Genomic DNA, 25,057 nt, shown 5'->3' on the forward strand with positions numbered 1-25,057 from the left:
CACCCGGCACATAATTTCAACAATACTTGAAATGTTAAAACGATCGGCGTATCGTTTGGCCATGGACTCGAACCTCGTTGTACGCGCCCTTGGCGCGCTCGCTCATGAATCGCGGCTGGCGATCTTCCGTTTGCTGGTCGTTGCCGGGCCGGATGGCATGGCCGCCGGTGAAATCGCGCAGCAGCTCGGGCTTTCTCCATCAAGCCTCTCGTTCCACCTCAAGGACCTGTCACATGCCGAACTGGTGAAACCGCGGCAGGACGGACGCTTCATCATCTATTCGGCGAATTTCGATGCGATGACGGGACTGGTCGCCTTCCTGACCGAAAACTGCTGCGCCGGCGCACCATGTGCCGCGAGCGATCTCCCCGGCTGCTGCGAAAAATGAGTACCGCCAACACCACGGCACGCAGCGCCCGGCCGGCGATTGGATTCTTCGAACGTTACCTGACTGTCTGGGTGGCGCTGTGCATCGTATGCGGCATCCTCCTCGGGCAGCTACTCCCGCAACTCTTTCAGGCGATCGGCCGCATGGAAGTGGCACAGGTCAATCTTCCGGTCGGCGTGCTGATCTGGGTCATGATCATTCCGATGCTGGTCAAGATCGATTTTGCCGCGATGACGCAGGTGAAAAGCCAGTGGCGCGGTATCGGCGTGACCTTGTTCGTGAACTGGTTCGTCAAACCGTTTTCGATGGCGTTGCTCGGCTGGATTTTCATTCGGCATGTGTTCGCGCCATGGCTTCCCGCGGATCAGCTCGACAGCTATATCGCCGGTCTCATTCTGCTTGCCGCCGCGCCGTGCACGGCGATGGTGTTCGTCTGGTCGCAACTCTGCAAGGGCGACCCGTATTTCACGCTATCGCAAGTGGCGCTCAACGACGCCATCATGATCGTGGCGTTCGCGCCGCTCGTCGCTCTTCTGCTGGGTTTGTCGGCGATTACAGTGCCATGGGACACGCTGATCACGTCGGTCGGCTTGTACATCGTCATCCCCGTCATCCTCGCGCAGTGGCTGCGCCGCCATCTGCTCGCCAAGGGCGATGCGCATTTCCAGCGGGCGGTCGCCCATCTCGCGCCCTATTCGATCAGCGCGTTACTCGCAACCCTCGTACTGCTGTTCGCCTTCCAGGGGCAGGCAATCGTCAAGGAACCGCTCATCATCGCGATGCTCGCGGTACCGATTCTGATTCAGGTGTTCTTCAATTCCGGCCTCGCCTATCTGCTCAATCGCCGGCTTGGCGTCGCGCATTGCGTCGCGGGTCCGTCGAGTCTGATCGGCGCAAGCAATTTCTTCGAGCTTGCGGTGGCCACGGCGATCAGCCTGTTTGGCTTTCATTCGGGCGCGGCGCTTGCCACGGTGGTCGGTGTACTGATCGAAGTGCCGGTAATGCTGCTGGTGGTCGGCGTCGTCAATCGTTCGCAGCACTGGTACGAGGCGAAACACAGCGTTAAAGGACAACGAGGACAGCAAGCATGAGCGTCACGATCTATCACAACCCGGATTGCGGCACCTCGCGCAATACGCTGGCCATGATTCGCAATGCCGGCATCGAGCCGGAGATCATCGAGTATCTGAAGAACCCGCCTGATCGAGCCACGCTGAAGGACCTGATCGCCCGCGCCGGCCTCACCGTGCGCGCCACGCTGCGCGAGAAGGGTACGCCGTATGCCGAACTCGGCCTCGCGGAGGCGTCCTTGAGCGATGAGCAATTGCTCGATGCGATGCTGGCACATCCGATCCTCATCAATCGCCCGATTGTGGTCACCCCGCTCCGCGTGCGTCTATGCCGCCCCTCCGAAGTCGTTCTCGATATCCTGCCTGCGGCGCAACAAGGGGCTTTTACAAAAGAGGACGGCGAGCAGGTGATCGACAACGCAGGACGGAGGATTCGTTAATGTCCGGGAATCTGCCCAACATCAGCGGCCCACATTTCCACGCGCCGGATCTGCAAAAACTCGAACCGCACACGATTTCGCAACACGCCCCGCGAATTCTGCTGCTGTATGGGTCGTTGCGTCCCACGTCGTTCAGCAAGCTGCTCACACTCGAAGCCGAACGCATCCTGCGCCAATTCGGCGCTGAAACCCGGGTCTTCGATCCGCACGGCCTGCCGATCACGGACAGCGTAGCGGCCGATCATCCGAAGGTCGTCGAACTGCGCAAGCTATCGGCGTGGTCGGAAGGACAGGTGTGGTGCAGCCCGGAGCGTCACGGTACGCTCACGGCCGTGTTCAAGAATCAGATCGACTGGCTGCCGCTCGAAAGCGGCGGCGTGCGTCCCACGCAAGGACGCACGCTCGCGGCGATGCAGGTATGCGGCGGTTCGCAATCGTTCAATGCTGTCAACGCGCTACGCGTGCTGGGCCGCTGGATGCGGATGGTGACGATCCCCAATCAGTCGTCGGTGGCGAAGGCCTACCAGGAATTCGACGCCGACGGCAGGATGAAACCCTCTGCCTACTACGATCGCCTCGTCGACGTGATGGAGGAGTTGTACAAGTTCACGTTGCTGGTACGCGACCGTTCGGACTACCTGACCGATCGCTACAGCGAACGCAAGGAAGCGCAGCCGGAACTGGCGAGCGCGTTGGCGGCCGCCGCAATGGATCATGAGGCGGTCAACGCCGACAACAATGCCGACATCGGCGCATAAAGCTCCTATCCTTAAGAGGCCCTTTGGGCATCAACCAGGAGGATGACATGCGAATGCTTCTCAACGTACGGATACCGCACGAACCGTTCAACACGCTGGTGCGCGAAGGCACCGCCGGCGAAGTGATAGGAAGAATACTTGAAGAAATAAAACCGGAAGCCGCCTACTTCACCGAGCAGAACGGAACACGCGGCGCGGTACTCATCGTGAACCTCGACGATCCATCGGGAATTCCCGCACTCGCAGAACCATTTTTTCTGAAATTCAACGCCGACTGCGAATTCCGCGTCGTCATGTTGCCACAGGACCTCATGAAAGCCGGACTGGAGAATCTCGGCTCAAAATGGAAGTAGCACATACGCATGTATCAAACGATGTGTCTGCCGCCTGCGGTTCATGAGACGCACCGCAGACGGCAACCCGCGCAAAGGCGCGAACCTGTGCTCCGATCATCCGAGTTCAAATGATGTCACGCCAAACACGCGTTCGATCTGGATAGCGGGCGGTTCCTGCGTGTACATCCGCGCGGTTTCAAAGACGCTCGTCATGCCATGCCGCTCAGCCAGCGCGACAGCAGCGGGATGGGTCTCCGGCGCATCGAGGACAATGACCTCGCCCGGCATGCGCGCAGCCAACGCATCGAACAGATCGTCCGCGATCTCTTCACTATCGGCGAAGAGCGGGCCGATCTTGCATCCCGCTCTGCAACGGCGCAGTACGCCGTAGCCGGCAACCTGACCGTCGCGAACCGCGGCCAGCGCGATGGCGCCAGGTTGTCCGAGCCATGCGGCGAGAAAACGCTCACGCGCGGCGGGAAAGCACCGGCGATCGTAGTCAAACAGCAGTTCGAACGGCAGCGCCGACGCATCCAGAATATTCGACCGCGCAGCGCCTTGGGCGGAGGCTTGAACGACACCCTGAAAGCGAATGTTTCGATATGCAAGCCGAAAACCGGACTTCCTGTAATTCGCCTGCTGAGCGACGACGCCGTCCAATCCGACATTGCGGTTGCACAGATAGTCCATCCCGTGCTGCCAGACGCGCATGCCGAAGCCTCTGCCGCGAAACGCCGGCTTCACGATATACAGACCGATAAAGCCGAAATGCTCGCCGTAGGCGACCGCGGAAATGCAGGCAGCCGGTTCGCCGCGCCACGCTCCGACAAAAAACCCGTTAGGGTCGCCGGCACGAAAACATTCTGCATCGTGCAGGCCGGGGTTCCATCCTTCCGCCGCAGCCCATTCGACCGATAACGCTACGTCGTCAGCCGACATGGTGCGCACGACAAAATCATCATGCTCGTCCAGGTTCATCACGATCGCCTCGCCCACTGCTCCTGAAGAATAGCGGCCGCCGCCCTTGCCGCCACCTCGCAGCCGAGGGCGATAGGCTCCTCAGCCGTATCCTCGATGAAGTGGTGGCTCACGCCAGGCACCAACTTCAATCGCTGCGGTCTAAGCGTTCCCTAAGGTTCGCCCGCTAAGATCGGCACGCGATAGTCCGGCGTGCCGCATGGCCTGCACGGATCGAATCCGGCTATTGCGGGACCTCGCGAAGCGCTCTCTGCCATGGCATCGGTCTGGCAACACGTCACCATTGATAACACGTCTCAAAAATCTCACTGCATGAATACACTCGAAGCATACAATCACGCGCTCTTTCTGATGATCAACGCCACGCCAGCGACGCCCGCCTGGCAAATCGACGTGGCACGCTCGATCGCTATTTACGTCGTTTATCTCGTGCCGCTGGCACTCATCGCGATATGGCTCTTCGGCGACGAGCGTCAGCGCGAAGTCGCCGTGCGCGCGTTTTGCGTGACCCTGCTCGCCCTCGGACTGAGTCAGATTATCGGTGTGATTTGGCCACATCCCCGGCCTTTCGTGATCGGCATCGGCCATACGTATCTGGAGCACGCGCCCGACTCGTCGTTCCCTAGCGACCACGGAACCTTCTTCGCCAGCATCGCGTTGACCTTGTTGCTAGGTGGCGTGACACGTTACGGTGTGGCGATCCTGTTGTCCGGTCTCGCGGTGGCGTGGGCGCGTGTGTTTGTCGGCGTTCACTTCCCGCTCGACATGGTCGGCGCCGTCGCCGTGGCATGCCTGGCGTTCCTGCTGATCGAGCCACTGTGGCGGCTGGGCGGCGCCACAGTCACACGCGGCCTTATCGCCGTGTACCGCAAGCTGCTGGCGTGGCCAATCGGGCGCGGCTGGTTGTCCTCATAGGCCAGGTGACCACGCGGGCAGCGGTTCGCGCGGCGTTCTCAGAACGCCGCTAGCGCCCTGCTCGCAGCTTGCCGCTTACTTCCAAAGGGTGCGGCCGAAGAAGGTCAGCGTGCGGTCCCAGGCCTGCTGCGACCAGACCGGATCGAACTGGGTTCTGGAGATACGGCCCGGCCCGACGGCCGTTTCGTTCGCAAACGCGTGGTACGCGAGATAGCGATGAAACTCGACGTCGACATTGGCCGCAGTGAGCTTGGCCTCCAATGCGTCGACCGTTTCAGCCGGGAAGAACTCGTCCTGGGTCGCCCAGTGACCGAGAACGGGAACCTTGATTTTCGATGCGTCGATGTACTCGAGCGGAGGGAAGCCGTACCACACCACCCCGGCCGACACTTCAGGAATATTGCATAGCGCGAGCAACGTGAGCGCGCCACCCATGCAAAAGCCGGTCACGCCGACGTTCGCCGCATGCTGCTTCAGATACTGGACGGCGCCCCGCACGTCCTGAGTCGCTGCGTCGCCGAAGTCGAGCCCGCTCAGCAAATGGTTCGCTTCCGCCTCTTCAACCGTCGACTTGCCGCGAAAGAGATCGGGCACCAGCGCCAGATAGCCGGCCTGCGCGAGCCGGTCCGCCACGCCGCGAATCTGGTCGTTCAAACCCCACCATTCCTGAATCACGACAATGGCGGGTGCGCCCTCCGGCTTCTCCGGCTTGGCCAGATAACCTTGGACATCCTTGCCGTCAGGGCGGCTAAACGTGATCATCGATCCCGCAGTCTGTTTCATCAGTTGCTCCTCGAGGTAGGCGAAGCTACTAGCATAGCGCCAGTGTGGCAGGTTCTGCTGGACCCCGGCCAGGCAGATCGACACGGCGTAACCATCCTGACCGGGTCAGGAAAAACCGGCTGGCGCACCGCGTGCGCCTCCACTCAGGCAATCTGGACGACCGGCAGAATCCGTCTCCCCCCGGCAACGATTGAAGTTGGCCAAATCGGCCACGCGAACTCATACTGCCGCTTACACGTCGCTCCCGGTTCAGGCCACTCATGTTCGTCCTCAATCACATTAATGGCACCCGCCGATCCGGATCACGTGGCCGCATCAAGCTGTCCGTCGTGCTCGCCGTGATTGCCGGCGCGCTGTTGAGCCCGGCCTTCGGCAGCGCCACCGCGCCCGATCCGTCGACCGTTGCCGCGCACACCGCCCCGACCCACGTCCGTATTCTTCGCGTATCCGGGGACGTGGTGAGAGACGGCCGGTGGGCCTTTCTTATCGCCGCGCTGAACCACACCGTACCCGCCTACGGCCCCTACGTCATCGACGCCTATTTTTCACCGATGTCGGCCCAGCGCGAGATCGACGAGGTGATATCGGGCCGCCTGATCAACGTCATAGCGAGCGAGCCGGGACACGCGGAGCTCGACACCGCGGCGATTCCGGTGCCGATTCCCATCGACCGTGGCCTGCTCGGCTATCGGGTGGGTCTGATCAATCAAGGCGAGCAGGCGAAGCTCGACACGATCCACGACCTCCAGGGTCTTCGCACACTTAGCGTTGGCCAGGGGCAGGATTGGGGCGACGTTCCTGTATTTCGCCTGGCCGACGTGCCACTTGTTACCGCAGTCCGTTATGACCTTCTCTTTGCGATGCTGGCTGACCACCGCTTCGATATCTTCCCGCGCGGCGTGGTTGAGATCACGCATGAACTGGCGGCCTTTCAGCCGCGCTACCCCAATATGAGGATCGACTCTCACCTGCTGATCCGATACCCGTATGCGCAGTTCTTCTACGTCAGCCAATCCGACCCGCTGCTAGCGAAGCGGCTTAGAGACGGCCTCGAAGCCATGCTGAAGGACGGGAGTTTTGAAGCGTTATTCCGTGAACACTTCGCGCAGGGCATCGCCGATCTGCACCTCGAGCGCCGCGTGGTGATCGATTTGAAGAATCCCTTGCTCCCGGCCTGGGTGCCATTGGATCGCAAAGAGCTCTGGCTCGATCCGTTCGACGGAAAGAAACAGAATTGATTCGAGGGACGATGGACGGTAAGGATTTCCTGACCAAAAAATCAGGAAACCAGCCGCCGATAGTCCGGACTGCCTGACGGCAACACGTGGGCCGAGCGTTTAAAGTGGTCCATCGCAACCCATCGCCTGGCCACCGTCATGACCAACTATATTTTGCCGCGCGAGCAAACAGTTGAACGCATCGACAAGCTGTGCGGTCGTCTGTTCGAGCTTTGGTGTGAAGAAAGAAAATTGGTACCGCTCGCCTATCTTTTGCACTGCTGGCCGTTGACCGGTCACGATGCGGCTGCGATCAAGCGTCTGGCCGACACCATGTCGGATCTGTCCCGGTTCCAGCCGGGGAAACTCAGTACGCGTGAGTCGATCGTGGTCCGCGAAGTCATCGGCAGCGCCCGCGAAGTCGTTGGAACCCCATTGCCACGCGGCGCCGCTGCCGCGCACGGCGCGAGCGCCCTGTGGACGCGAGTGTGGCGCGCAAATGCAGCGGGGCAAGCGCCGGCCGTTGCAGTAGCGGATTTCCTCGACGGCCCCTTATAGACCGCGATTCGGCCACGAGTGCAAAATACCTGGACAAGCATCACAGCACTCGCGGGGAAATATGGTGGCGAATAGCGTTGGTTCACTCGTTGCCCCGCCCGGCCGATTCCGGCACAGCGTGGTTCTCCGGCTGCTGGCCACTGTGCTGCTGTTCAGTTGCGCGGTAACGTTATTGCTGACCGCGCTACAGCTCTATCGCGACTATAGCCGCGGCGTCGAGCTGATCGAAACACGCCTATCGGACATCGACAGAAGCAATCGCGACAGCCTCGGCGAGGGTCTGTGGCAGCTCAACCGCACCGAGCTTCAGCTTCAACTGAACGGCATCTTGCGCCTTGCTGACCTGTGCGCCGCCGAGGTTCGCGAGACCGGATCGAGCGCGACGCCGATGGTGGTGACGGCTGGCACGCGCATGACGGGCGCCGTGATATCCCGCGAATTTCCGATCTTTTATCGCATCCACGGGGCACAGCAGCAGATCGGCACGCTCTATGTGCAGGCGACGCTGACCAATCTCTATCAAGCGCTGACGCAAACCGCGCTTGTCATTCTGGTCAGTCAGGCCACCTATACGTTCATCGTTGCGCTGTTCACCATCTACATCTTCTCGCGCCTCGTGACCCGGCATCTCGCCACGATTGCCCGGCTGGTCGGCGAATACGATTTCCGTGCAGCGCCGAAGCCGTTCGTCCTGCCGCGCCGTCAGCCGCGCTGGCCGGATGAGCTCGATCGCGTAGCGACCGCGTTCAACAACATGGGCGCGCGGTTGCACGACGCCTATCTGGCCGAGCGCGACGCCGCTCAGCAGCGGGAGGCGCGGCACCTGGCCGAAGCCGCCAACCGGGCCAAGAGCGAATTCCTCGCGAACATGAGCCATGAACTGCGCACGCCGCTGAACGGCATCCTCGGCTATGCGCAGGTTTTGCTGCGCGACGGCAGCCAGAACGAGCGGCAGCGCAACGCGGTCGAAGTGATCCACCGTAGCGGCGAGCATCTGCTGACGCTGATCGACGATACGCTCGATTTCGCGCGTATCGAAGCCGGCAAGCTGCGCATCGAGATGGCCGATGTATCGCTGCCCGGCGTTCTCGATGCGATCCGCGACATCATCGGGATGAAGGCGGAGCAAAAGCGCCTGCAATTCCTATGCGAGCTGCCCCCCGACCTGGGCTGCGCGGTGCGGGCAGACGAGCGCCGTCTACGCCAGGTGCTGCTCAATTTGCTGGCGAATGCGGTCAGATTCACGGACGCAGGCTGGGTCGTCCTGCAAGTCACCCGTGCGCCTTCAGGCGCGGTGCGCTTCTGTGTACGGGACTCAGGCATCGGCATCCCGGCCGACAAGCTCGGCGCGATTTTCCAGCCTTTCGAGCAGGCCGGCAGCACAGAACGGCGCGCGGGTGGCGCGGGGCTCGGCCTCGCGATAAGCCAGCAATTCGTGCGCGCAATGGGCGGCGAAATCCGCGTGGAAAGCGTGGTCGCACACGGGAGCACCTTCTGGTTCGATCTCGCGCCGGCCGCTGCCGATGCGTCCGCGGCGCCCAGCGCTTCGGCAACGTCGGCCGCGCGGCGCGCGACGGGCTACACCGGCCCGCGCCGCACCGTGCTGGTGATCGACGACGAGCCCGTCAATCGAGCCGTCGTGGTCGAGTTTCTCGATCAACTCGGCTTCGACACCCTGGAGGCCGCCGGCGGGCACGAAGGACTCGTGCAGGCGCAAAGCGGGGCGCCGTCGCTCATCATGACCGACATTTTGATGCCGGACATGGATGGGCTCGAGACGACGCGCAGATTGCGTCGATTACCGGGACTTGGCGATACGCCGATCATCGTCTTATCGGCGAATCCTTCCTGGAGCGACGAGAAACGAAGCGCCGATGCAGGCGCGAACGCTTTCCTTTCCAAGCCAGTCGACTTCGACTGGCTGCAAGCCCATCTGGCGGACTTGCTGGTACTGGAATGGACTTACTCGCCGGTGACCCGCTCGCCCCCACCTGACCCATCGCGCGCTCCCGTGCTGCCCGATGACGAGCTCGACACGCTGCATCGTCTCGCCCGTCTAGGCGACATGCGTGCCATCGCCGAATGGGCCGACAGGATGGCGGCGCTCGATGAACGCAATCTGGCATTGGCAACGGAGTTACGCGCGCTTGTGAAAGGCTATCAGTCCAAGGCCATCCTGCTGCTCGTGGAGGACTATCTCGAGAGGAGGCACAAGCCATGACTGACACCACGATCATGGCGGAGCCGGCCACTATTCTGGTTGTGGATGACGCGCCGATCAACCTCGGCGTCGTGGTCGACAGTCTCGAGAATAGGGGCTTTCGCGTGTTCGTTGCGCTCGACGGCGAGGAGGCGCTCGAACGTGCGCAATTTTCGCAGCCCGACCTGATCCTGCTCGACGTGAAAATGCCGGGTATAGACGGCTTCGAAACCTGTCGCCGGCTCAAGCGCAACGAACAGACCCGCGAGATTCCGGTGATATTCATGACGTCGCTGGCCGATACGGACGACCTCGTCGAAGGATTCTCAGCGGGTGGCATCGACTACGTCACCAAACCGTTCCAGATTGCCGAAATGTTGGCGCGCATTCGCACCCATCTCGCGTTGCGCGCCAAGCACAAGGCACTCCGTTCGCAGAACGACAGCCTCTCGAGCGAGGTGGCCGTTCGGCAGCAGGCGCAAGAAGCGCTCTCCCGCGTGCGCGACGAACTCGAAATCCGCGTCGCCGAGCGGACCGACCAGCTCGCGCGCGCGAACGCCAGCCTGCACGTCGAGATCGACGAGCGCAAACGAACCGAAACAAAACTCGTGTCGAGTGAAGCGCGCTTTCGCACGATCGTCGAAACGAGCCCGGTGCCGTTGTGCATTACGTCCATGCCGGATGGGCGGGTTCTTTACATGAACGCGCCGTTTCGCTGGCTGTTCGGTTTCGGCTCGGGCGATTACAGCGCCACCCACATGGGCGATTTCTATGTCGATCCGACCGAGCGCGACAGGACAGTCGAACTGCTGCGCGCCGAAGGCGGATTCACCAACGCCGAAATCCACTTCAAGAATGCGCAGGGTGAGCGCTTCTGGGCGGTGGCGACCGCTCGCATTGCGACGTTCGCCGACGCCCCGGCGATCTATGTCGGCCTCAACGACGTCACTGCGCGCAAACAGGCAGAAGAGAAATTGCGCGCCAGCGAAGCCAGTCTGGCGAACGCCCAGCGGCTGGCCAAACTGGGCGACTGGGAATGGAATGCGGCCGCCGGCGTGACGCATTGGTCGTATGAGATGTACCGGATCCTCGGTCTCGAGCCGACCGGTGTGAAGCCGAGTTATCGAACCCTGCGTGCGGCCATTCACCCCGAGGACCGGGCCGCTGTACGACAGGCCGTGCGTGCGGTGATCAACGACCGGCAGCCGCATTTCCTCGATTGCCGCCTGACCGGCGCTGACGGCGAGCCGCGCATCGTGCAGCTTCACGTCGAAGCCTCGCACGAAGGGCCGGGCTACCCGCTCAAGCTGGTCGGCACGATTCAGGACATGACGGAACGCAAGCGTGTCGAACAGGAGCTGCTCGAATCGCGCGAGCGGCTGCGCGAGTTATCCGCGTACATGGAGGCGGTTCGCGAAGAAGAAAGAAAACGGATCGCCATGGAAATCCACGACGAACTCGGGCAGTTGCTGACCGCGTTGAAAATGGATGTGTCGTTGTTGCGGATGCGGCTCGACAGCGACTCGGAAGCCGCCAGAAAAACCGAAGACATGCGTGAACTGGTCGAGAAGACGATCTGGATGGTGCGCAATGTGGCCAGCCACCTCAGACCGGCTGCGCTAAACTTCGGCATCCTGTCGGCGCTCGAGTGGCTCGTGGACGACTTCGTTCGACGTAATCGCATGCCATGCCAGTTGTCGATTCATGGCAGCGAACCGGTTCTGCCGGATGCGCATGCAACCGCCGTGTTCCGTATCGCGCAGGCCTCGCTCACCAATGTTGCGCGCCACGCTGACGCTTCACGAGTCGACGTCACGCTGACTGGCGGCAACGGTGAATTGGCGCTTCATATCAGCGACAACGGACGCGGCTTCGATCTGCCCACGGCGCGCCGGCGCTATTCCTATGGCCTGCTCGGGATGAGCGAACGCGCGCGGCTGATTGGCGGCACACTGCATATCGAGAGCGCACCCGGCGCGGGCACGATCGTCTCCATTCACGTCCCGCTCAGGACAGAGAAAAGACCATGATAAAAATCCTCATTGCAGACGACCATGCGATTGTACGAGGTGGCCTGAAGCAGATCATCGCGACCACGACCGACATGGTCGTCGCCGACGAGGCGGCCGAAGGCGCCGAAGTGCTCGACATCCTACGCGCCCGTCGTCCGGACCTGTTGCTACTCGATATGACGATGCCGGGCATTAGCGGCATCGACCTGATCCGGCGCATCAGGGCCGAGTACGCCAGCCTGCCGGTGCTCGTGCTGAGCATTCACAACGAGGCCCAGGTCGTCTCTCGCGCCCTGCGCGCCGGCGCAACCGGCTACCTCACCAAAGACAGCGACCCGGAGATCCTGCTCACCGCGATTCGCAAGCTGGCCGAAGGCGGAAGATTCATCGATCCGAAGCTGGTGGACTCGATGATCTTCGGCACGCACTCCGGCGACACCCCACCGCACGACATTCTGTCGGATCGCGAGTTCCAGGTGCTGCAAGCCCTGGCCGCGGGAAAGAGCATCAACGATATCGCTGAAGCGTTCGCGCTCAGCGCGAAGACGATCAGCACTCATAAAATGCGCCTCATGCAAAAACTGGGGCTCAGCAATAATTCGGAATTGATTCGCTACGCGATCCGACATCACATTAGTATGGAATAGCGTTCAATTAAGGAAATCCCTATGCGGATATCAGGATTCTCTGACTGCAGATGCGGCGACGTCCGAGCGAGATATTTTTTTGCATCTTTATGCTCAATTGAAGCTTTTGGTTTATGATCTCTCCCCAGTGAAGTCCGCCCACTCAAGAGCAAGCCTGTCCGGTGGCGCCTCACCGCCAGATTGTTAAATTTTAGTACGCGGCAAGAATTCCCGCAGCTCGTACCGCTGCCCGTAAAATTGACTGATTAACGTCTCTCAGGTTCTGGCATGCATTCCTCGGACGCCAGAGTCTTTCCGGCCGACACACTGTGTCGGCTTTTTTTTGCCGATTATTTACCGGAATAAAAACTTCATCCGGTTGATTGTCGAAGCCATTAATTAAATAGAGAAATTAAATCTCCCGCAAGCCTTTGCAGGGTTAAATCGTTTTCAGATAAGTGTTCCGGGTAAACGGTTTTGAAGTTGGTGCGTTTGAATAAGGAGTCCAACTCAAACGCCGTCAGATGAAATGCACCATCAAGCTGAGCGAAGCAGAGAGGCATACCTTGCAGCAAATGTCCGTGAATCATCAACATCGAGACATCCGCACGCGTGCGGCGGGACTCCTGCTGCTGGGCGACGGATTGAGTGCTCCCAAGGCCGCCGCAAGGCTGAATGTAAGCGCGCAGTCGATCTACAACTGGTCTCGCCTGTGGGCGGAGCAAGGCTTGTGTGGCCTGCTGTCCGGCCATGGCGGTGGTCGTCCTCGTGCGTTGTCCGAAGCCATGCTGGCCACGGCAATGGAGGTTGCGCGCACGGAGTCCATGACGCTCGGACAAATCGCGAAGCGCATCGAAGCCGTGCATGGCGAGCCGATGCCGTGCGCGCTGGAAACCTTGTCGATTGCCCTTCGGCGGGAAGGCTTCTCGTTCAAGCGCAACCGGTTCTCGCTCAAAAAAAGCGGAATCAGGAAGACTTCGAGATGAAATCAGCCACCCTCGACAAACTGCAATGTGCCGTACGCGCCAACGCCGTGCGTCTGGTCTATCTCGATGAAGCGGGCTTTGCCGCGTCACCTCCGGTGCAAAGAGCGTGGTCACCGCGTGGTCTTCCTCATTGCGTCGAACCTCGCTTCCATTGCAGGCGTTCGGTGCTTGGCGCACTCGACTTCGGCGCAAACACACTGGCTTACCATGTCGCGAATTCGTCGATCAAAGGCGACGCTGTCATCGAATTCATCGAGCAAATCGCCCTGCAGGGCGATGAACGTCCGACCGTAGTGGTACTCGACAACGCCTCGATCCATCATGCCATTGATCCCGAAGTGCATGAGCGCTGGCTACGCGAGCATCGCATGCAACTGTTCTATCTGCCGCCATACAGTCCCGAACTCAATCTCATTGAGATCGTTTGGAAGCAGGCCAAATACCACTGGCGAAACTTCGTCACCTGGACGAAGGAAACCATCGATGACGAAGTTCGCAACCTGCTCGGCGCATACGGCACCAAATTTCAAATCAATTTCGCCTGAACACTTAAGCGCGTGATACGGCGCCAGGTGGCGGGCCGCGAGCGCCATCTTTCCGATGCGTTTTATCGCGCCTGGAACTCGCGCATGAAATCGACAAAGCGTCGAACTTTCGCGGGCACGTGGATCGCGTCCGGAAACACTGCGTAGACCCCCTGTTGCGGCAGCGAATAGTCCGGCACAAGCTGGATCAGGCGGCGCTCACGCAAGTCGTCGGCGACAAGCCAGTCAGGCAGGATTGCCGCACCGCATCCTGCGAGCACCAGGGTCTGCACGGCGACCGCGGTATCTGCCTCGAGCGTCCCTTTGAAATGCGGTGTTTGCGTCGTCTTGCCGGATCGCGACTCGGTCCATGACAGGGGCGCCGTGAACCCGGCATGCCCCACCCAGTCGAGTACTGCCAGGTCACGTGGCGTGACGACCGCCTCTCGTGCCGCAAGATACGCGGGCGTCGCCACGGGCAATGCACAGAAACGCTGGATCGGCACCGCGCGCAGTGTGGAATCACGTAGCACACCAAGACGAATCGCAAGATCGAAACGCTCAGCGATGAGGTCGGCATGATGCTGAGATGTCGAATATTCGATCCTCAACGCCGGATGAATCCTGCTGAATTCGGCAATCGCGGGAACGACATAACGCAGGCCGTATTCTGCCGTCGATGTCACGCGCAAAGTCCCGGTCAGCGCATCCTGTCCGGCTCGGGCCTGCTGAACCGCCGCGTCCGCCTCGCCGATTAGCCGAACACAGTCGCTATGAAAGCGCGCCCCGACCTCGGTCAAGGCGAGGCGGCGTGTCGTCCTCACAACGAGCGACACACCCAGTTCGGCTTCAAGCCGCTTCAGGTCCGCACTCACCATCGCTTTGGTTATCCCGAGCGTCTGCGCCGCACGCGTGAACGATCCGGCATTGATGATCGCCACAAAGCTGACGAGACGATTGAAGTTGATCATTGAGCGCGTTGTGCATTGTCAAATATTGATTGACAGTATATCTGGGCAACGCACGATATTCGATCCCAATGAGGCACCCTATAATGGCCCGGCCCTTAACGGCATTGCCATCAATCCACGCTTGAGACCGAGGCCTTCATGAGCAGTCGCATCATCAATATTGATTCCGTCGACTTGCATCCGCTACCGCCCGACTACGCACCGACCGGCGACGCCGCGACGCGTTTCGCACCCCGCATCGGCATGTTGGGACGCCGCCTGGAGGCGCTTAAACTCGGCTATAACGTCATCGCATTGGCGCCAGGAAAGCGTGCGTTCCCGTTCCACAATCACCGCGTGAACGAAGAAATGTTTTTCGTGTTGAGTGGACAGGGCGAGGTGCGGATCGGTGACACGCTTCATCCAATCCGTGCCGGGGATGTGATCGCCTGCCCAGCCGGCGACACAACGACAGCCCACCAGATCGTGAATTCGAGCGATCAGGAACTGCGCTACCTCGCGATCAGCACGCAGCAGTCGCCGGAGATCTGCGAGTACCCGGATTCGCACAAATATTCGGCGATGCTCGATGGCCCTGACGGCTTCAACGCGACCGGCTCGCTCGGCAACAGCGTGGGCTACTGGGACGGCGAATAAAGGCGGGATTCGTCTGGCCGGCTCACATTCACCCCGGCCAACTCAGCGGCGGGTTGGTCACTTACCGGAACCGCACAGGACGAAACGGATAGGGATCGGCGCAAGGCGCGGCGCCCGTCATCATCTCCGCCAGCAGACGGCCCGTCACGGGACCGAGCGTCAATCCGTGGTGGTTGTGGCCAAACGCGAACCAGAGTCCTCGATGGCGAGGCGCTCGTCCAATGACGGGCCGCATGTCTGGCGTACAAGGACGCAACCCGAGCCATGGCGCGTCGTCCAGCCGGCGGCCCAGACCGAATAGCGGCCGGGCGATGTTTTCCGCGCGCGCGAGTTGAATACCCGTCGGTGGCGCATCGCGGCGGGCGATTTCAACGCCAGTCGTCAAACGCAAGCGGCCTTCCATTGGCGCCACGACGTACCCTCTCTCCGTGTCCACGAGCGGTACCGAGAGCATCGGCTTCGTGGCCTCGTAGTGCATGTGATAGCCGCGTTTCGCGCGCAGCGGTATGCGATATCCGAGCGGCGCAAAAACCTTGTCGGACCACGGGCCGAGTGCCGCGACCACCTCTTTGGCACTGATCCTGCCTTGCGACGTCTGCACGGTCCATGCGTCGGCTTCCAGACGTACCGTGGTCGCCTCTCCGGTCAGAAACGTGCCGCCGCCATTCTCGAACAGGCGCGCATATCCCTTCGTCAACGCCCCCGGATTGGAAATACTCTTCGGGTCCTGCCAGTGCAAGGCGCCGCAAAAGCCCGCGCCTAAACCAGGTTCGCGTGCCAGAAGTCGCGCGGCATCGAGCGGGGCCACGCGCAGTCCGTATGTCCTCGCCGTGACTTCGGCGGCTGATGCCTGCCGTTCATATTCCGAGCGCGTGCGGAATGCCTCGAGCCAACCGCCGTCGTGCGCAAGGCTTTGGAGGCCCGCACGCTCGATCAGCACATTGTGTTCATCGACGCTTTGCCGGATCAGCGGCAGCATGTCGCGCGCGGCAGCCGCTAGCCGTTCCGGAGACGACTCCCACCAGAACCGCGCGAGCCACGTGGCGAAAGACGGCAAGGCCTTGTAATCCCAGTAAAGGTCCGTCGACTGATTGCGCATGTAGCGCAGCAGCGTACCGAGATCGCGTGGAAAGCCGTAAGGGACCACCGACGACCGCTCGATCAAGCCTGCATTGCCGAAACTGGTCTCCTCACCGGGGCCGCGCCGATCGACGAGCGCCACGCGGCGCCCTCGATCCTGCAGATGCAGCGCCGACGACACGCCGACAATCCCGGCGCCCAACACGATCACATCGAAATCCATAAGTTACTTCGCGATGATGTCGCGCTTGAAATACTTCTGCGACAGATTGCTGAGCGTACCGTTTTTCTTCAAAGCGTCGAGCGCGGCATCGATCTTTCCGGCCAACCCCTTGTCGCCTTTACGCAAGCCGAAACCCGTCCCTTCGCCAAGCGTTGCCGGATCGCTGAGCGGCTGGCCGACAATCGCATAGTCGTGGCCTGCGGGCTTGTTCAGGAAACCATCCTCAACAGTCTGCGCTTCCTGGACGGCAGCATCCAGGCGTCCGGCCACGAGGTCGGCATACACCTGATCCTGGTCCTGATACGAGACGATCGATACGCCCGCATTCGCCCAATGGGCCTTGAGGAAATCCTCTTGCGACGATCCCTGCAGGACGCCGACGCGTTTGCCCTGCAGGCTCTTCACATCTGGCAGCAACGGGGAACCACGCTTGGCCACCATCACGATCGGCACCACGTAGATCGGCGGCGTGAAATCGATGGACTGTTTGCGCTTGTCCGTGATGTTCATCGCGGAATTGACGACGTCGAACTTGCGCGCCTGCAAGGCGGGAATCAGGCCGTCGAACGAATTCTCCACCCACTCGCACTTCACGGCCATCTTTGCGCAAACCGCGTTGCCGACGTCGACGTCGAATCCCTGCAACTGCCCCGTCGGCGACTTGCTCTCGAACGGCGGATACGCTGCTTCGATGCCGAAACGCAAGGTGCTTTGAGTCTCCGCGCTAACGGTGTCGACCGAACCGATTAACGCAGCCGCGACGAAAAGTGACAGTGAAAGCTTCAGAGGCATGATGGTTCCCAGTGTGGTTGAAGGGTCGCAAATTCAGGGCGCGAACTGACGCAAACGGCGCAACGTCGAGAAGCCGCGTGAAAGGCAAAAGAGATCGGCCTCTCACACGCGCTCTGGAACAACAGTCTATTCTGGACATTGGCAATTGCAAGCGATTTTCAAAAATAAAAGTCCAAATTGGACTTTTTGACTTTAGAATCGTGCTGACGCCGCAAGCCGGCAACGATCTGGAGAGCAGGCCCATGAACAACACAGACAAAGTATTCCCGTTGATCGTCCAGCAGGACGCAGTGCGCAACGCACTGCCCCATCTCGATGTGCGCGGTGCGTTGACACGCATGTTTCTCGCGCTGGCCAACGACGCCGCGGTGCAGCCGCCTCAGACCTTCACCCCCTTTCCGCAAGGGGCCGGCGATTTCATTACGTACCTCGGGGTCATGGCGGACGCCAAGGTGTTCGGCGCCAAGTTGTCGCCGTACATCGTGACCGAATCGAAGCCGGTCATTACGGCGTGGACGGCACTGATGTCGATGGAAACGGGTCAGCCTTTGATGTGGTGCGATGCGGGTCTGCTCACCATCGAGCGCACTGCCGGCGCGACCGCACTCGCCGTGGATCACCTTGCGGCGGCCGACGCGCGCCGGCTCGCCATCGTCGGCGCGGGCGCGGTGGGACAGGCTCATGTGCGCCACCTCGCGGCACTCCGGCCATGGGACTCGATCAACGTGTTTTCACCCGGGCTAGCAGGGAACGAATCGAAGCGTGCAGCGGTGCATGCCCTTCATGAACGTGTACGGGTTTGCGCCACGCTTGAAGATTGCTTGCGCGATGCCGATGTGGTGGCGTTGTGCACATCCTCGGGCACGCCGGTACTAGCGGAGAAAATGCTGACGAAGCCGGCGCTCATTACGTCGATCAGCACGAATGTAGCGAATGCTCACGAAATTCCGCCCGCGTGGCTTCCGGACATGGACGTCTATTGCGACTACCGGCAAACCACGCCTGCCAGCGCGGGGGAAATGAAATTGGCGGCGCAGTTGCATGACTGGTCGCCGGAAAGCGTGCTCGGCGACCTGCCTAAGCTGGTAGCCGGCACAGCCAGAAAATCCTCCGGGCGACAGCACGCGTTTTTCCGCTCAATTGGGCTCGGACTGGAAGACGTCGCGATCGCCAACGAACTATTCAGACACATAGCCGGGCAGCACAGCGGTTAAGACAAAGGCCGGTGCGCCGCTCATGGCAAAATGGCGCGCAACATCCGGATTCGCAGCATCGTGGCGCAACACGGTGCAGACTTTCCGAAAACTGGAATTTCACTCACCTCTATGCGCAAAACAAAGACAACGGCTGCACGCAGGCTTCTTCTGGATCGATACGGCCGTGTCGCCGACGGTATCGCGCTGCTGTTTTTTCCGTACGTTGAAATCGTCCTTCATGACCTGCAAAGCCAGACGATTGCCTACATAGCCAATAACCTGTCGAAGCGCGAACTGGGCGACGAATCGGCACTGGAAGAAATCGACCATTCGGCGGAGTCAGGCACGATCGGTCCATACGAAAAAATCAATTGGGATGGCAGGCGGATGCGCTGCGTCAGCACGGTACTCTTTGACGACGCTGGCGTGGCCGTTGGTGTGATGTGCGTGAACTACAACATTGCGGTCTTCGAGGACATGAAACATGTCATCGACCGCGTGATCTCCGGCGCCGGCGTGATCAAGCAGCCAGAGGAGTTATTCAAGGACGACTGGCAAGAACGCATCAACACGTTTCTTCACGCGTGGCTTCAGGAGCGCCAGTTGGCGCTGAACTCGCTGACCCGCGACCACCGTCGCGAATTGGTCGAAGCGCTTTGGGCCGAAGGCGCATTCAAGGGGAAAAGTGCCGCAAACTATGTGGCAAACGTGCTAGGGATGGGACGCGCGACCGTGTATCAACACATAAGAGATCTGCGAGACGCGGAAGCGTGAGAGCGCCCGGATAGGGGCGCCCAATTTCTGATTGTGGTGACGACGCCGCTGCGCTGTCTGATCGTTGCGTTAGCGGCGGGCCGGGTGATCGCTTCTCAGTCGGAACGGGTTGATCGACGCGCCGCCGCTCTAACCAGCGGCGCGTCGATACAAGTCAAGCCTTATTGGCCCGTATACCCGAGCGGAACAGTCGCATTGGCCTTGGCGACCGTCGCGTTGTTCGAGACGATGTACTGCGGCGCCTCGGTGAGGGTCAGCGTGACCTGGCCGTTGGTATAGGCAAGCGTACTGGTATTGCCGTAACCATCGATCTTCGTCACGTTGCCCGACGTACCGGCGCTGTCAACCTGCAGCGTATAGCTCGTCGAGTAGGTCTGGCTATAAAGGCCACTGCCCGCAGGCCACTGCGCATTGCTGTGCGCCCATGCAGCCGTCACCACCTTGCCGTTGCCGAGTTGCTGGAACGCATACACATAGTCTCCCGCCGGCGCACCCGTGACCCGGCCCAATGTATTCGTGCCGTCAAGCACACGCGTCATCGTGGCGAAGGCCATCGCTTCGGGTTTCGGCGAGAGGTTCGAGGCACCGTACGCGCCTTGCGCATCATTCAGGTCGAAGAACGTGCCGTATCCCACTTCGCCGGGATAGTCAGCACCATAGAAGAGCGTCGTCAACTGTGCCCCACCGCCAAGCGTAATAATGTGCGACCGCACGCCAACCGCGGCCTGGGCAAACAACTGATTCTGCGACGGCACCGTGGGACCGTAGTTAAGACCCGGATCGTAGCTCGTGCCTGCTTCGGTGACGAAGAGCTTCATGTTCGGCTTGCCCGCCTGCATCACCGAACGCAACTGCGTCATCAGGTTGTCGAGTGCGTTCGCCTGGTTCGCCGGATCCGGATCGGAGTCCTGCAATTCAGGCGGATGAGCCGGATAGGTGCCCGCATTCCAGTAGCCATGCGTTGAGACTGCATCAATGTAATTCCACAGGCCCAGCGCACCGAACGTCTGCAGATAGCCGGTTGTGCAGGTGTCGCAATTCGCGGGGAACGGGTTGGTGGGACCCATCACGACGGCATTCGGATCGGTCGAGTGAATGCCCTGGTACGCGGCCTTGTACATGGCGACGAAGTTCGCATTACTATCCGCCCAGCCGAGGCTCGGCTCCCACGTCACCTGATAATAGTTGCTTTGCTGGTTCGGGTAGTTTGCAGCGCGAATCAGGCTCGTATCGGTACCGACCTTGGCCATGAAGCTCTGGAACTCAGGCATGTTCAACGGCGCGTAGTAGCTGTCGTTGAACTGGCCCGTCTTCGAGTCCCAGGCAGGCAGTCCGTCCAGACGCACGATGCGCATCTGGTCAGGATTGGCCGCGTAGAACGGATCGAGGTCATTCACGCTCGGCGTGTACGTGTTGGGGCCATTGGGTTCCATGGCCGACACCTCACGGTCGTCGATGGTCCACGAGACGCCCATATCATGCAGCGCGGCGATGTTATCGTTGAAGCCCTGCATGCCGAAGCGGTGCTGATCCTGATGTGCATACGTGACGGTGCCCAGTACCGGCGTCAGGTTCGGCAACACGCCGAACGTCGCGATACCCACCGGACGCGTTCCGGTGTTGGGCAACGTGCCGCCGTTCGAGCGCAGCGTCGCGGTCAGCGCGCCATAGCCTGACCATGTGGACGTACACGGAATCGAGTTGGTTTGCACGCCGGCGCTAACCGCAAAACTGCCCTGCGTCTTGATCGCGCCATTCGAGTCCGCTACCGACCAGACGACCGTATCCGCGCTCGGCGCGTTCGTCGTAATCGCGAGCGTGAACGGTGCGTTGTTCTGGAAAATGCGCATGCCGTCGGTGGTGGGCGTGTCGGCGCTGATCACGCCGTTGGCGGTTCCGCCAGCTGAGTGTGTCGGCGTGCCACATGAAAGGGTCGAACTGCCCGGACTCGGAGTGGGCGCCGGAGTCGGAGTCGGAGTCGGAGTCGGAGTCGGAGTCGGCGTCGGCGTCGGCGTCGGCGTCGGCGTCGGCGTCGGCGTCGGTGCCGGTGCCGGTGCCGGTGCCGGAGTCGGAGTCGGTGCTGGCGTCGGAGTGGGCGCGGGAGCCGGAGCTGGCGTCGGTGCCGGAGTAGCGGCAGCCGCTCTCATCCAGCATGACTTGCCGTAGCCGTATGCGGGATCTGTCTGCGAAACCGCACCGACATAACATCCAACGCCGTTGCTAAAGGTAGCAGGGGCCGTCAACATGACCGACGGCGCGTTGGGCGGCACTGCACCGAACACCACTGAGGCTGTTCCGAGGAATTTGCAGGTGCCGTTCTCTTGTGCACACAACTTGTATTGCAGTCCTGCGACAGTGATGGTGCTCGTTGCGGCCTGCGCGTTTTCTGCGCCAAACCATGCAAACACTGTTGCTGCCGCAACCCCCAAAATTTTGAAGTTTCTCGTCATTGCCGTATGTATCGCTTAAAAGCAGGTTATCCCCGAGAATTGAGCAAGATCGATCTAAGCCGTCCCGCTTTGGCGTTCTTTTGAGTACAGAGAGAGGTGACGCGGCGAACGCGATGATTGCGTTCATTGCTGATGAAGCGGGTACTTCCGATGTGCCGTTATCCGCTAGCAGATTCCGTTAGGCATTCGCACGCATGCAGACCGCCTCCGCGGCGACAACGCGCTCACCATTTCGATCTGCCATCAGTCAACGGATAAATATTACGTATTCCTTACTATCAACCTGAAAGATTCACTCGCCGAAGTTCTCTCAGTGATTACACCCTTGGATCTACCACGCCGGGCATCCAGATCGGCATGCAGCTGCGACTCGCGCTGTACACACCCATAGCGTGACAAGTTCTGCCAACGTCCCGGCTAGCGTCACAATCGATTCGATTGGCGCACGGACAAAAAACATACGCAAATGATTTATAGCGTGCAGACGACGTGGCCAATAACATCTGACCCGTTTCGCGCTGACCGTCCAGCGCATCGTCCATGTGACAAACAATTTTCCGCTCAGCGCGGACAATCCTTAAATTTAGGACATCTGAGAGTTTTATCAGACCATTTCGCTTTCAGTCTTGATGGTCCATACCGTTGCGAGCCCGGAGGGCCGCCGTCAACCGCTTCTGAAACCCGAAACTAATTAGGTTGCGGGCCTAATTCCGCCTGCGCCGCGAAAACGCATACCCACGCAACCTTTACTGGATCGATGAGACTTCGGCGCAAGCTCGGTATGACTTACGGCAAAATTTTCGGCAGACGAATTATAAACGTTTCATCCGTGTAACGTGGCAATGACCATAGGTGATAAGTAGTAGTTCAAAGAATCTGCCGGGAAACGCTTCCGACGGTTTTCCAAAGGTGGGGAAACGGAAAATCTCTGCCTCACCGGAGCGCGGAAAACGCAAGTCTTTGACTCTTGCCGAAGGACGGAGCGCGGCCGGAACAACGAATAGCTTCGTTGATTTTCATATTATTAATATCAAACCGCGCGAGAAATCTATTTACGTGTCGCGATGAATAGAAAACACGTGCTCCTGATGCCACCCCAAAATGAACCCATCAAGGCGTCCAGCGATAAACAACCATGCTGGAGCTGTTGTAGTTGTCTTTCGTGATCACGTACTCACCAGCCGATCTAAGGTATGCCCTGAGGCCATACATCGAATCCACGTCGTTGCCCACGTCCACCGTACCCGCACTCGAGTTGATCAGCGTCGTATCGAGGTTACCCGTAGTGAGATTGAAGGCGTCGATGTTGGGCACCGTATGCACGTAGCCGACGAAAAGATAATTCCCGGCGGCCGTGATCGACTTGGGATTGGCGCTGGTGAGGTTGATCACAGGCTTGGGCTTCGTCGTGTTGCCCGCACTCCAGCCGTGATAGACCTCGATCCTCGATTGCATTGCCGTCCAGTCCCAGCTCCCGGCGATGCCTTGAGCGAGAATCATGGTGTCGCTCTCCGGGAGGTAGATGATGCGCGTCAATGGTCGGATGCTCTGCGGAATGGAGATCGTGACTGCGGGTCCCCATGTTGGCTTGCCGTTGCCGTCGAAACCCGCCAGCGGGTAATGATAGATGTGGTTCGTTCTGTCCAGACCGGCCCACACGTCTCCCCTGCTATCGATGCAGAATCCTCCCGTAACCTGTAGCGTCGTATTGAACGCAGGACCTGGGATCGACGCATCCGGAATGGCGATGTAGCCGCTCGCCGCGTTGAAATGGAAGAAGTAAAAAATGCCAGGATTCTGGCCGGAGGCGGCGAGGATCCGGTTTCCGCCGACGCTGACGAGCTGACCGAAATGCTCGTCGCGCTGGGTATCGTTCATGTTGAGGCGTGGATCGGACGGATAGGTGAATGGGTCAACGGTGTTCGCGACGAAGGTGCCACCCGCGGTGCCGGTGTAAATGTTGGAGCCACCGTAAAAATAAACGCCGTCCGTCACCGGGTCCGGAGCGGCGACCGCCTCGAAGTTGAGGGACTGAAGCTGCCATTGCAGGTTGCCGGAATTGTCGTACGCGTGGATGTCGGTACCACCATTACGGCCCAGGTCCCAGCCTCCGCCCCATGGATTGTTGAGCACATACAGGTTGCCGGCCGCGTCTTTACCGATGCCGGCAACACGCGTGAAGCGCTTGTCGCCAACCTGGCCTTTAATGCCCGTGGTGTTGTCGAGATAACCGCCCTGAATGCCAAACGTGCCGACCAGCGTCGGCGCGGCCGACACGTTGTAGAGCTTGATATTCATGTCGGGTCCTTCGTCTCCGACCATGAGCTGTCCTGATGATGCATCGAAATACAGCGCGGACGGTCGCGAGGCCGCGGACATCTGGATGGTGTTCAGCGGCGCGCCGGCTGGACTAAACTCGACGATCGCGGCTGCGCTCTTCTGCGCGACCCAGAGATTGCCCGCGCCATCCAAAGCAAGTGCACCGGGACTCGATACGCTGATGTCCTGCTGCCACACACCGTCGGTGGTGAAGACCCGAACGCGATTGCCAAAAAAATCGCTCGCATAAAGGAGAGAGCCGGTTGTTGCGAGTCCGGTGATGACATCGCCCCGCTTGACGGCGTTCCAGGCGCTCACGGGGATAAGGAGATCGCGTTTCTGAGTCGTGCGGTTGTATCGTCCTACCGCCCCGCTGCCATACGATCTGCTGTACTGCAAGGCAGCGAAGATCGACGTGGCATTCCCCGTGATGGCGCTACCCTGAAACTCGCTGTTGATTCCAATGGAACCGATGCTCTTGCCGTTCTGGTAGATCGCGACGCCACCCTCGTTTTCATCCCATAGGGAAGCCGTATAGATCACGCCTTCGGGCGCGACCCACATCGAGCGCGCGGTATTGCCCACGTGAGTGGCGAGCGTGCCGAATGTGTTCGCCAGCCAGTCGGTGGTGTATTGCGCCTGACACACTGACGCGATCACGGCGATCACGGCGCCAAACAGCGCAATACGAATTCCCTTCCTGATCATGAGTGATGCTCTCCTGGTAACTGTCCTTTGTTAACATAAGTCACCGTAAGTCACCGGGTCAAACGTGGGTAATTCAGCAAGCATATTTTTGCCGGCCATTCGCAAGCTCGCGTGCATC

General features: G+C 60.2%; 25 protein-coding genes. 17 read left to right on the top strand and 8 right to left on the bottom strand.

The features are described 5' to 3' along the window. Positions 1 to 61 precede the first annotated feature (61 nt). Genes GNZ12_RS09265 through GNZ12_RS09285 form a run of 5 tightly spaced genes read left to right on the top strand, consistent with a single transcriptional unit; the run spans position 62 to position 3,009 of the window. The gene (locus GNZ12_RS09265) at positions 62 to 388 is read left to right on the top strand and encodes an ArsR/SmtB family transcription factor (RefSeq protein WP_172310057.1); all 327 of its coding nucleotides are present in this window, start codon (positions 62 to 64) and stop codon (positions 386 to 388) included. After that, complete coding sequence (arsB, locus tag GNZ12_RS09270; RefSeq protein WP_172310058.1) at positions 385 to 1,479, top strand: ACR3 family arsenite efflux transporter; 1,095 nt, start codon at positions 385 to 387, stop codon at positions 1,477 to 1,479. The genes GNZ12_RS09265 and arsB overlap by 4 nt, the downstream gene beginning before the upstream one ends. Beyond that, positions 1,476 to 1,898: an arsenate reductase (glutaredoxin) gene (gene arsC, locus GNZ12_RS09275; protein ID WP_172310059.1), complete on the top strand. Its 423-nt coding sequence runs from the start codon at positions 1,476 to 1,478 to the stop codon at positions 1,896 to 1,898. The genes arsB and arsC overlap by 4 nt, the downstream gene beginning before the upstream one ends. Beyond that, the gene (gene arsH / locus GNZ12_RS09280) at positions 1,898 to 2,656 is read left to right on the top strand and encodes an arsenical resistance protein ArsH (RefSeq protein ID WP_172310060.1); all 759 of its coding nucleotides are present in this window, start codon (positions 1,898 to 1,900) and stop codon (positions 2,654 to 2,656) included. The genes arsC and arsH overlap by 1 nt, the downstream gene beginning before the upstream one ends. A 47-nt stretch (positions 2,657 to 2,703) precedes the next feature. After that, positions 2,704 to 3,009: a panthothenate synthetase gene (locus GNZ12_RS09285; RefSeq protein WP_172310111.1), complete on the top strand. Its 306-nt coding sequence runs from the start codon at positions 2,704 to 2,706 to the stop codon at positions 3,007 to 3,009. 96 nt (positions 3,010 to 3,105) lie between these two features. On the opposite strand, the gene GNZ12_RS09290 is transcribed toward GNZ12_RS09285, so the two are convergent. After that, on the bottom strand, positions 3,106 to 3,969 hold the full coding sequence (locus GNZ12_RS09290) for a GNAT family N-acetyltransferase (RefSeq protein WP_235993660.1): 864 nt from the start codon (positions 3,967 to 3,969) through the stop codon (positions 3,106 to 3,108). Between the two features lie 312 nt (positions 3,970 to 4,281). Between GNZ12_RS09290 and GNZ12_RS09295 the strand changes: the two genes are divergently transcribed. Continuing rightward, positions 4,282 to 4,884: a phosphatase PAP2 family protein gene (locus GNZ12_RS09295; RefSeq protein WP_172310061.1), complete on the top strand. Its 603-nt coding sequence runs from the start codon at positions 4,282 to 4,284 to the stop codon at positions 4,882 to 4,884. Positions 4,885 to 4,959: 75 nt separating this feature from the next. Here the strand turns inward: GNZ12_RS09295 and GNZ12_RS09300 are convergent, their stop codons facing one another. Next, positions 4,960 to 5,667: a dienelactone hydrolase family protein gene (locus GNZ12_RS09300; protein ID WP_172310062.1), complete on the bottom strand. Its 708-nt coding sequence runs from the start codon at positions 5,665 to 5,667 to the stop codon at positions 4,960 to 4,962. A gap of 260 nt (positions 5,668 to 5,927) precedes the next feature. Between GNZ12_RS09300 and GNZ12_RS09305 the strand changes: the two genes are divergently transcribed. The 5 genes from GNZ12_RS09305 to GNZ12_RS09325 all read left to right on the top strand — a co-directional run bounded on the left by GNZ12_RS09305 (position 5,928) and on the right by GNZ12_RS09325 (position 12,301). Then, complete coding sequence (locus tag GNZ12_RS09305; RefSeq protein ID WP_172310063.1) at positions 5,928 to 6,905, top strand: hypothetical protein; 978 nt, start codon at positions 5,928 to 5,930, stop codon at positions 6,903 to 6,905. A 138-nt stretch (positions 6,906 to 7,043) separates the two neighbouring features. After that, positions 7,044 to 7,442: a hypothetical protein gene (locus tag GNZ12_RS09310; protein ID WP_172310064.1), complete on the top strand. Its 399-nt coding sequence runs from the start codon at positions 7,044 to 7,046 to the stop codon at positions 7,440 to 7,442. A gap of 118 nt (positions 7,443 to 7,560) precedes the next feature. Next, the gene (locus GNZ12_RS09315) at positions 7,561 to 9,663 is read left to right on the top strand and encodes an ATP-binding protein (protein ID WP_328805974.1); all 2,103 of its coding nucleotides are present in this window, start codon (positions 7,561 to 7,563) and stop codon (positions 9,661 to 9,663) included. Continuing rightward, entirely contained in the window at positions 9,660 to 11,672 is a 2,013-nt protein-coding gene (locus GNZ12_RS09320) for a hybrid sensor histidine kinase/response regulator (RefSeq protein WP_172310066.1), read from the top strand. Before GNZ12_RS09315 ends, GNZ12_RS09320 begins: the two co-directional genes overlap by 4 nt. After that, the gene (locus tag GNZ12_RS09325) at positions 11,669 to 12,301 is read left to right on the top strand and encodes a response regulator (protein WP_172310067.1); all 633 of its coding nucleotides are present in this window, start codon (positions 11,669 to 11,671) and stop codon (positions 12,299 to 12,301) included. Before GNZ12_RS09320 ends, GNZ12_RS09325 begins: the two co-directional genes overlap by 4 nt. A gap of 374 nt (positions 12,302 to 12,675) precedes the next feature. Here GNZ12_RS09325 and GNZ12_RS09330 read toward each other — a convergent pair whose 3' ends face one another. Further along, positions 12,676 to 12,876: a hypothetical protein gene (locus GNZ12_RS09330; protein ID WP_172310026.1), complete on the bottom strand. Its 201-nt coding sequence runs from the start codon at positions 12,874 to 12,876 to the stop codon at positions 12,676 to 12,678. On the opposite strand from GNZ12_RS09330, the gene GNZ12_RS09335 reads away from it, so the two are divergent. Together GNZ12_RS09335 and GNZ12_RS09340 are read left to right on the top strand one after the other, a co-directional pair. Next, on the top strand, positions 12,856 to 13,266 hold the full coding sequence (locus tag GNZ12_RS09335) for a helix-turn-helix domain-containing protein (protein WP_235993664.1): 411 nt from the start codon (positions 12,856 to 12,858) through the stop codon (positions 13,264 to 13,266). The two genes, GNZ12_RS09330 and GNZ12_RS09335, sit on opposite strands and share 21 nt — an antisense overlap. Continuing rightward, a complete protein-coding gene (locus GNZ12_RS09340) occupies positions 13,263 to 13,811 on the top strand; it encodes an IS630 family transposase (protein ID WP_172310113.1) in 549 nt (182 codons plus the stop codon). The genes GNZ12_RS09335 and GNZ12_RS09340 overlap by 4 nt, the downstream gene beginning before the upstream one ends. A 62-nt stretch (positions 13,812 to 13,873) precedes the next feature. On the opposite strand, the gene GNZ12_RS09345 is transcribed toward GNZ12_RS09340, so the two are convergent. Continuing rightward, complete coding sequence (locus tag GNZ12_RS09345) at positions 13,874 to 14,761, bottom strand: LysR family transcriptional regulator (RefSeq protein WP_172310069.1); 888 nt, start codon at positions 14,759 to 14,761, stop codon at positions 13,874 to 13,876. A gap of 138 nt (positions 14,762 to 14,899) precedes the next feature. Between GNZ12_RS09345 and GNZ12_RS09350 the strand changes: the two genes are divergently transcribed. Further along, a complete protein-coding gene (locus GNZ12_RS09350) occupies positions 14,900 to 15,397 on the top strand; it encodes a cupin domain-containing protein (RefSeq protein WP_172310070.1) in 498 nt (165 codons plus the stop codon). A gap of 61 nt (positions 15,398 to 15,458) precedes the next feature. Here the strand turns inward: GNZ12_RS09350 and GNZ12_RS09355 are convergent, their stop codons facing one another. Together GNZ12_RS09355 and GNZ12_RS09360 are read right to left on the bottom strand one after the other, a co-directional pair. Then, positions 15,459 to 16,700, bottom strand: a complete 1,242-nt coding sequence (locus GNZ12_RS09355) for an NAD(P)/FAD-dependent oxidoreductase (protein WP_172310071.1) — start codon at positions 16,698 to 16,700, stop codon at positions 15,459 to 15,461. A gap of 3 nt (positions 16,701 to 16,703) precedes the next feature. Next, positions 16,704 to 17,492 (bottom strand): ABC transporter substrate-binding protein, encoded by a 789-nt coding sequence (locus GNZ12_RS09360; RefSeq protein WP_172310072.1) that lies wholly within the window; start codon positions 17,490 to 17,492, stop codon positions 16,704 to 16,706. A gap of 242 nt (positions 17,493 to 17,734) precedes the next feature. On the opposite strand from GNZ12_RS09360, the gene GNZ12_RS09365 reads away from it, so the two are divergent. Both GNZ12_RS09365 and GNZ12_RS09370 read left to right on the top strand, forming a co-directional pair. Then, complete coding sequence (locus tag GNZ12_RS09365) at positions 17,735 to 18,706, top strand: ornithine cyclodeaminase family protein (protein WP_172310073.1); 972 nt, start codon at positions 17,735 to 17,737, stop codon at positions 18,704 to 18,706. A gap of 111 nt (positions 18,707 to 18,817) precedes the next feature. Continuing rightward, on the top strand, positions 18,818 to 19,462 hold the full coding sequence (locus GNZ12_RS09370; protein WP_172310114.1) for a helix-turn-helix transcriptional regulator: 645 nt from the start codon (positions 18,818 to 18,820) through the stop codon (positions 19,460 to 19,462). Between the two features lie 161 nt (positions 19,463 to 19,623). Here GNZ12_RS09370 and GNZ12_RS09375 read toward each other — a convergent pair whose 3' ends face one another. Continuing rightward, positions 19,624 to 21,345 (bottom strand): hypothetical protein, encoded by a 1,722-nt coding sequence (locus GNZ12_RS09375; protein WP_328805975.1) that lies wholly within the window; start codon positions 21,343 to 21,345, stop codon positions 19,624 to 19,626. A 41-nt stretch (positions 21,346 to 21,386) separates the two neighbouring features. On the opposite strand from GNZ12_RS09375, the gene GNZ12_RS44260 reads away from it, so the two are divergent. Further along, positions 21,387 to 21,593: a hypothetical protein gene (locus GNZ12_RS44260; RefSeq protein ID WP_235993661.1), complete on the top strand. Its 207-nt coding sequence runs from the start codon at positions 21,387 to 21,389 to the stop codon at positions 21,591 to 21,593. A 1,429-nt stretch (positions 21,594 to 23,022) separates the two neighbouring features. On the opposite strand, the gene GNZ12_RS09380 is transcribed toward GNZ12_RS44260, so the two are convergent. Continuing rightward, positions 23,023 to 24,939, bottom strand: coding sequence for an NHL repeat-containing protein (locus GNZ12_RS09380; protein WP_172310075.1), 1,917 nt, complete (start codon positions 24,937 to 24,939; stop codon positions 23,023 to 23,025). Positions 24,940 to 25,057: the final 118 nt, after the last annotated feature.

The organism is Paraburkholderia solitsugae (assembly GCF_013177695.1).
In the GTDB taxonomy this organism is placed as follows: domain Bacteria; phylum Pseudomonadota; class Gammaproteobacteria; order Burkholderiales; family Burkholderiaceae; genus Paraburkholderia; species Paraburkholderia solitsugae.

Excerpts from the sequence above, each read along its gene's own strand:
- GNZ12_RS09265 (WP_172310057.1), top strand. The coding sequence starts at position 62 with ATGGACTCGAACCTCGTTGTACGCGCCCTTGGCGCGCTCGCTCATGAA.
- arsB (WP_172310058.1), top strand. The coding sequence starts at position 385 with ATGAGTACCGCCAACACCACGGCACGCAGCGCCCGGCCGGCGATTGGA.
- arsC (WP_172310059.1), top strand. The coding sequence starts at position 1,476 with ATGAGCGTCACGATCTATCACAACCCGGATTGCGGCACCTCGCGCAAT.
- arsH (WP_172310060.1), top strand. The coding sequence starts at position 1,898 with ATGTCCGGGAATCTGCCCAACATCAGCGGCCCACATTTCCACGCGCCG.
- GNZ12_RS09285 (WP_172310111.1), top strand. The coding sequence starts at position 2,704 with ATGCGAATGCTTCTCAACGTACGGATACCGCACGAACCGTTCAACACG.
- GNZ12_RS09290 (WP_235993660.1), bottom strand. The coding sequence starts at position 3,969 with ATGAACCTGGACGAGCATGATGATTTTGTCGTGCGCACCATGTCGGCT.
- GNZ12_RS09295 (WP_172310061.1), top strand. The coding sequence starts at position 4,282 with ATGAATACACTCGAAGCATACAATCACGCGCTCTTTCTGATGATCAAC.
- GNZ12_RS09300 (WP_172310062.1), bottom strand. The coding sequence starts at position 5,667 with ATGAAACAGACTGCGGGATCGATGATCACGTTTAGCCGCCCTGACGGC.
- GNZ12_RS09305 (WP_172310063.1), top strand. The coding sequence starts at position 5,928 with ATGTTCGTCCTCAATCACATTAATGGCACCCGCCGATCCGGATCACGT.
- GNZ12_RS09310 (WP_172310064.1), top strand. The coding sequence starts at position 7,044 with ATGACCAACTATATTTTGCCGCGCGAGCAAACAGTTGAACGCATCGAC.
- GNZ12_RS09320 (WP_172310066.1), top strand. The coding sequence starts at position 9,660 with ATGACTGACACCACGATCATGGCGGAGCCGGCCACTATTCTGGTTGTG.
- GNZ12_RS09325 (WP_172310067.1), top strand. The coding sequence starts at position 11,669 with ATGATAAAAATCCTCATTGCAGACGACCATGCGATTGTACGAGGTGGC.
- GNZ12_RS09335 (WP_235993664.1), top strand. The coding sequence starts at position 12,856 with ATGTCCGTGAATCATCAACATCGAGACATCCGCACGCGTGCGGCGGGA.
- GNZ12_RS09330 (WP_172310026.1), bottom strand. The coding sequence starts at position 12,876 with ATGTTGATGATTCACGGACATTTGCTGCAAGGTATGCCTCTCTGCTTC.
- GNZ12_RS09340 (WP_172310113.1), top strand. The coding sequence starts at position 13,263 with ATGAAATCAGCCACCCTCGACAAACTGCAATGTGCCGTACGCGCCAAC.
- GNZ12_RS09345 (WP_172310069.1), bottom strand. The coding sequence starts at position 14,761 with ATGATCAACTTCAATCGTCTCGTCAGCTTTGTGGCGATCATCAATGCC.
- GNZ12_RS09350 (WP_172310070.1), top strand. The coding sequence starts at position 14,900 with ATGAGCAGTCGCATCATCAATATTGATTCCGTCGACTTGCATCCGCTA.
- GNZ12_RS09355 (WP_172310071.1), bottom strand. The coding sequence starts at position 16,700 with ATGGATTTCGATGTGATCGTGTTGGGCGCCGGGATTGTCGGCGTGTCG.
- GNZ12_RS09360 (WP_172310072.1), bottom strand. The coding sequence starts at position 17,492 with ATGCCTCTGAAGCTTTCACTGTCACTTTTCGTCGCGGCTGCGTTAATC.
- GNZ12_RS09365 (WP_172310073.1), top strand. The coding sequence starts at position 17,735 with ATGAACAACACAGACAAAGTATTCCCGTTGATCGTCCAGCAGGACGCA.
- GNZ12_RS09370 (WP_172310114.1), top strand. The coding sequence starts at position 18,818 with ATGCGCAAAACAAAGACAACGGCTGCACGCAGGCTTCTTCTGGATCGA.
- GNZ12_RS44260 (WP_235993661.1), top strand. The coding sequence starts at position 21,387 with ATGAAAGGGTCGAACTGCCCGGACTCGGAGTGGGCGCCGGAGTCGGAG.
- GNZ12_RS09380 (WP_172310075.1), bottom strand. The coding sequence starts at position 24,939 with ATGATCAGGAAGGGAATTCGTATTGCGCTGTTTGGCGCCGTGATCGCC.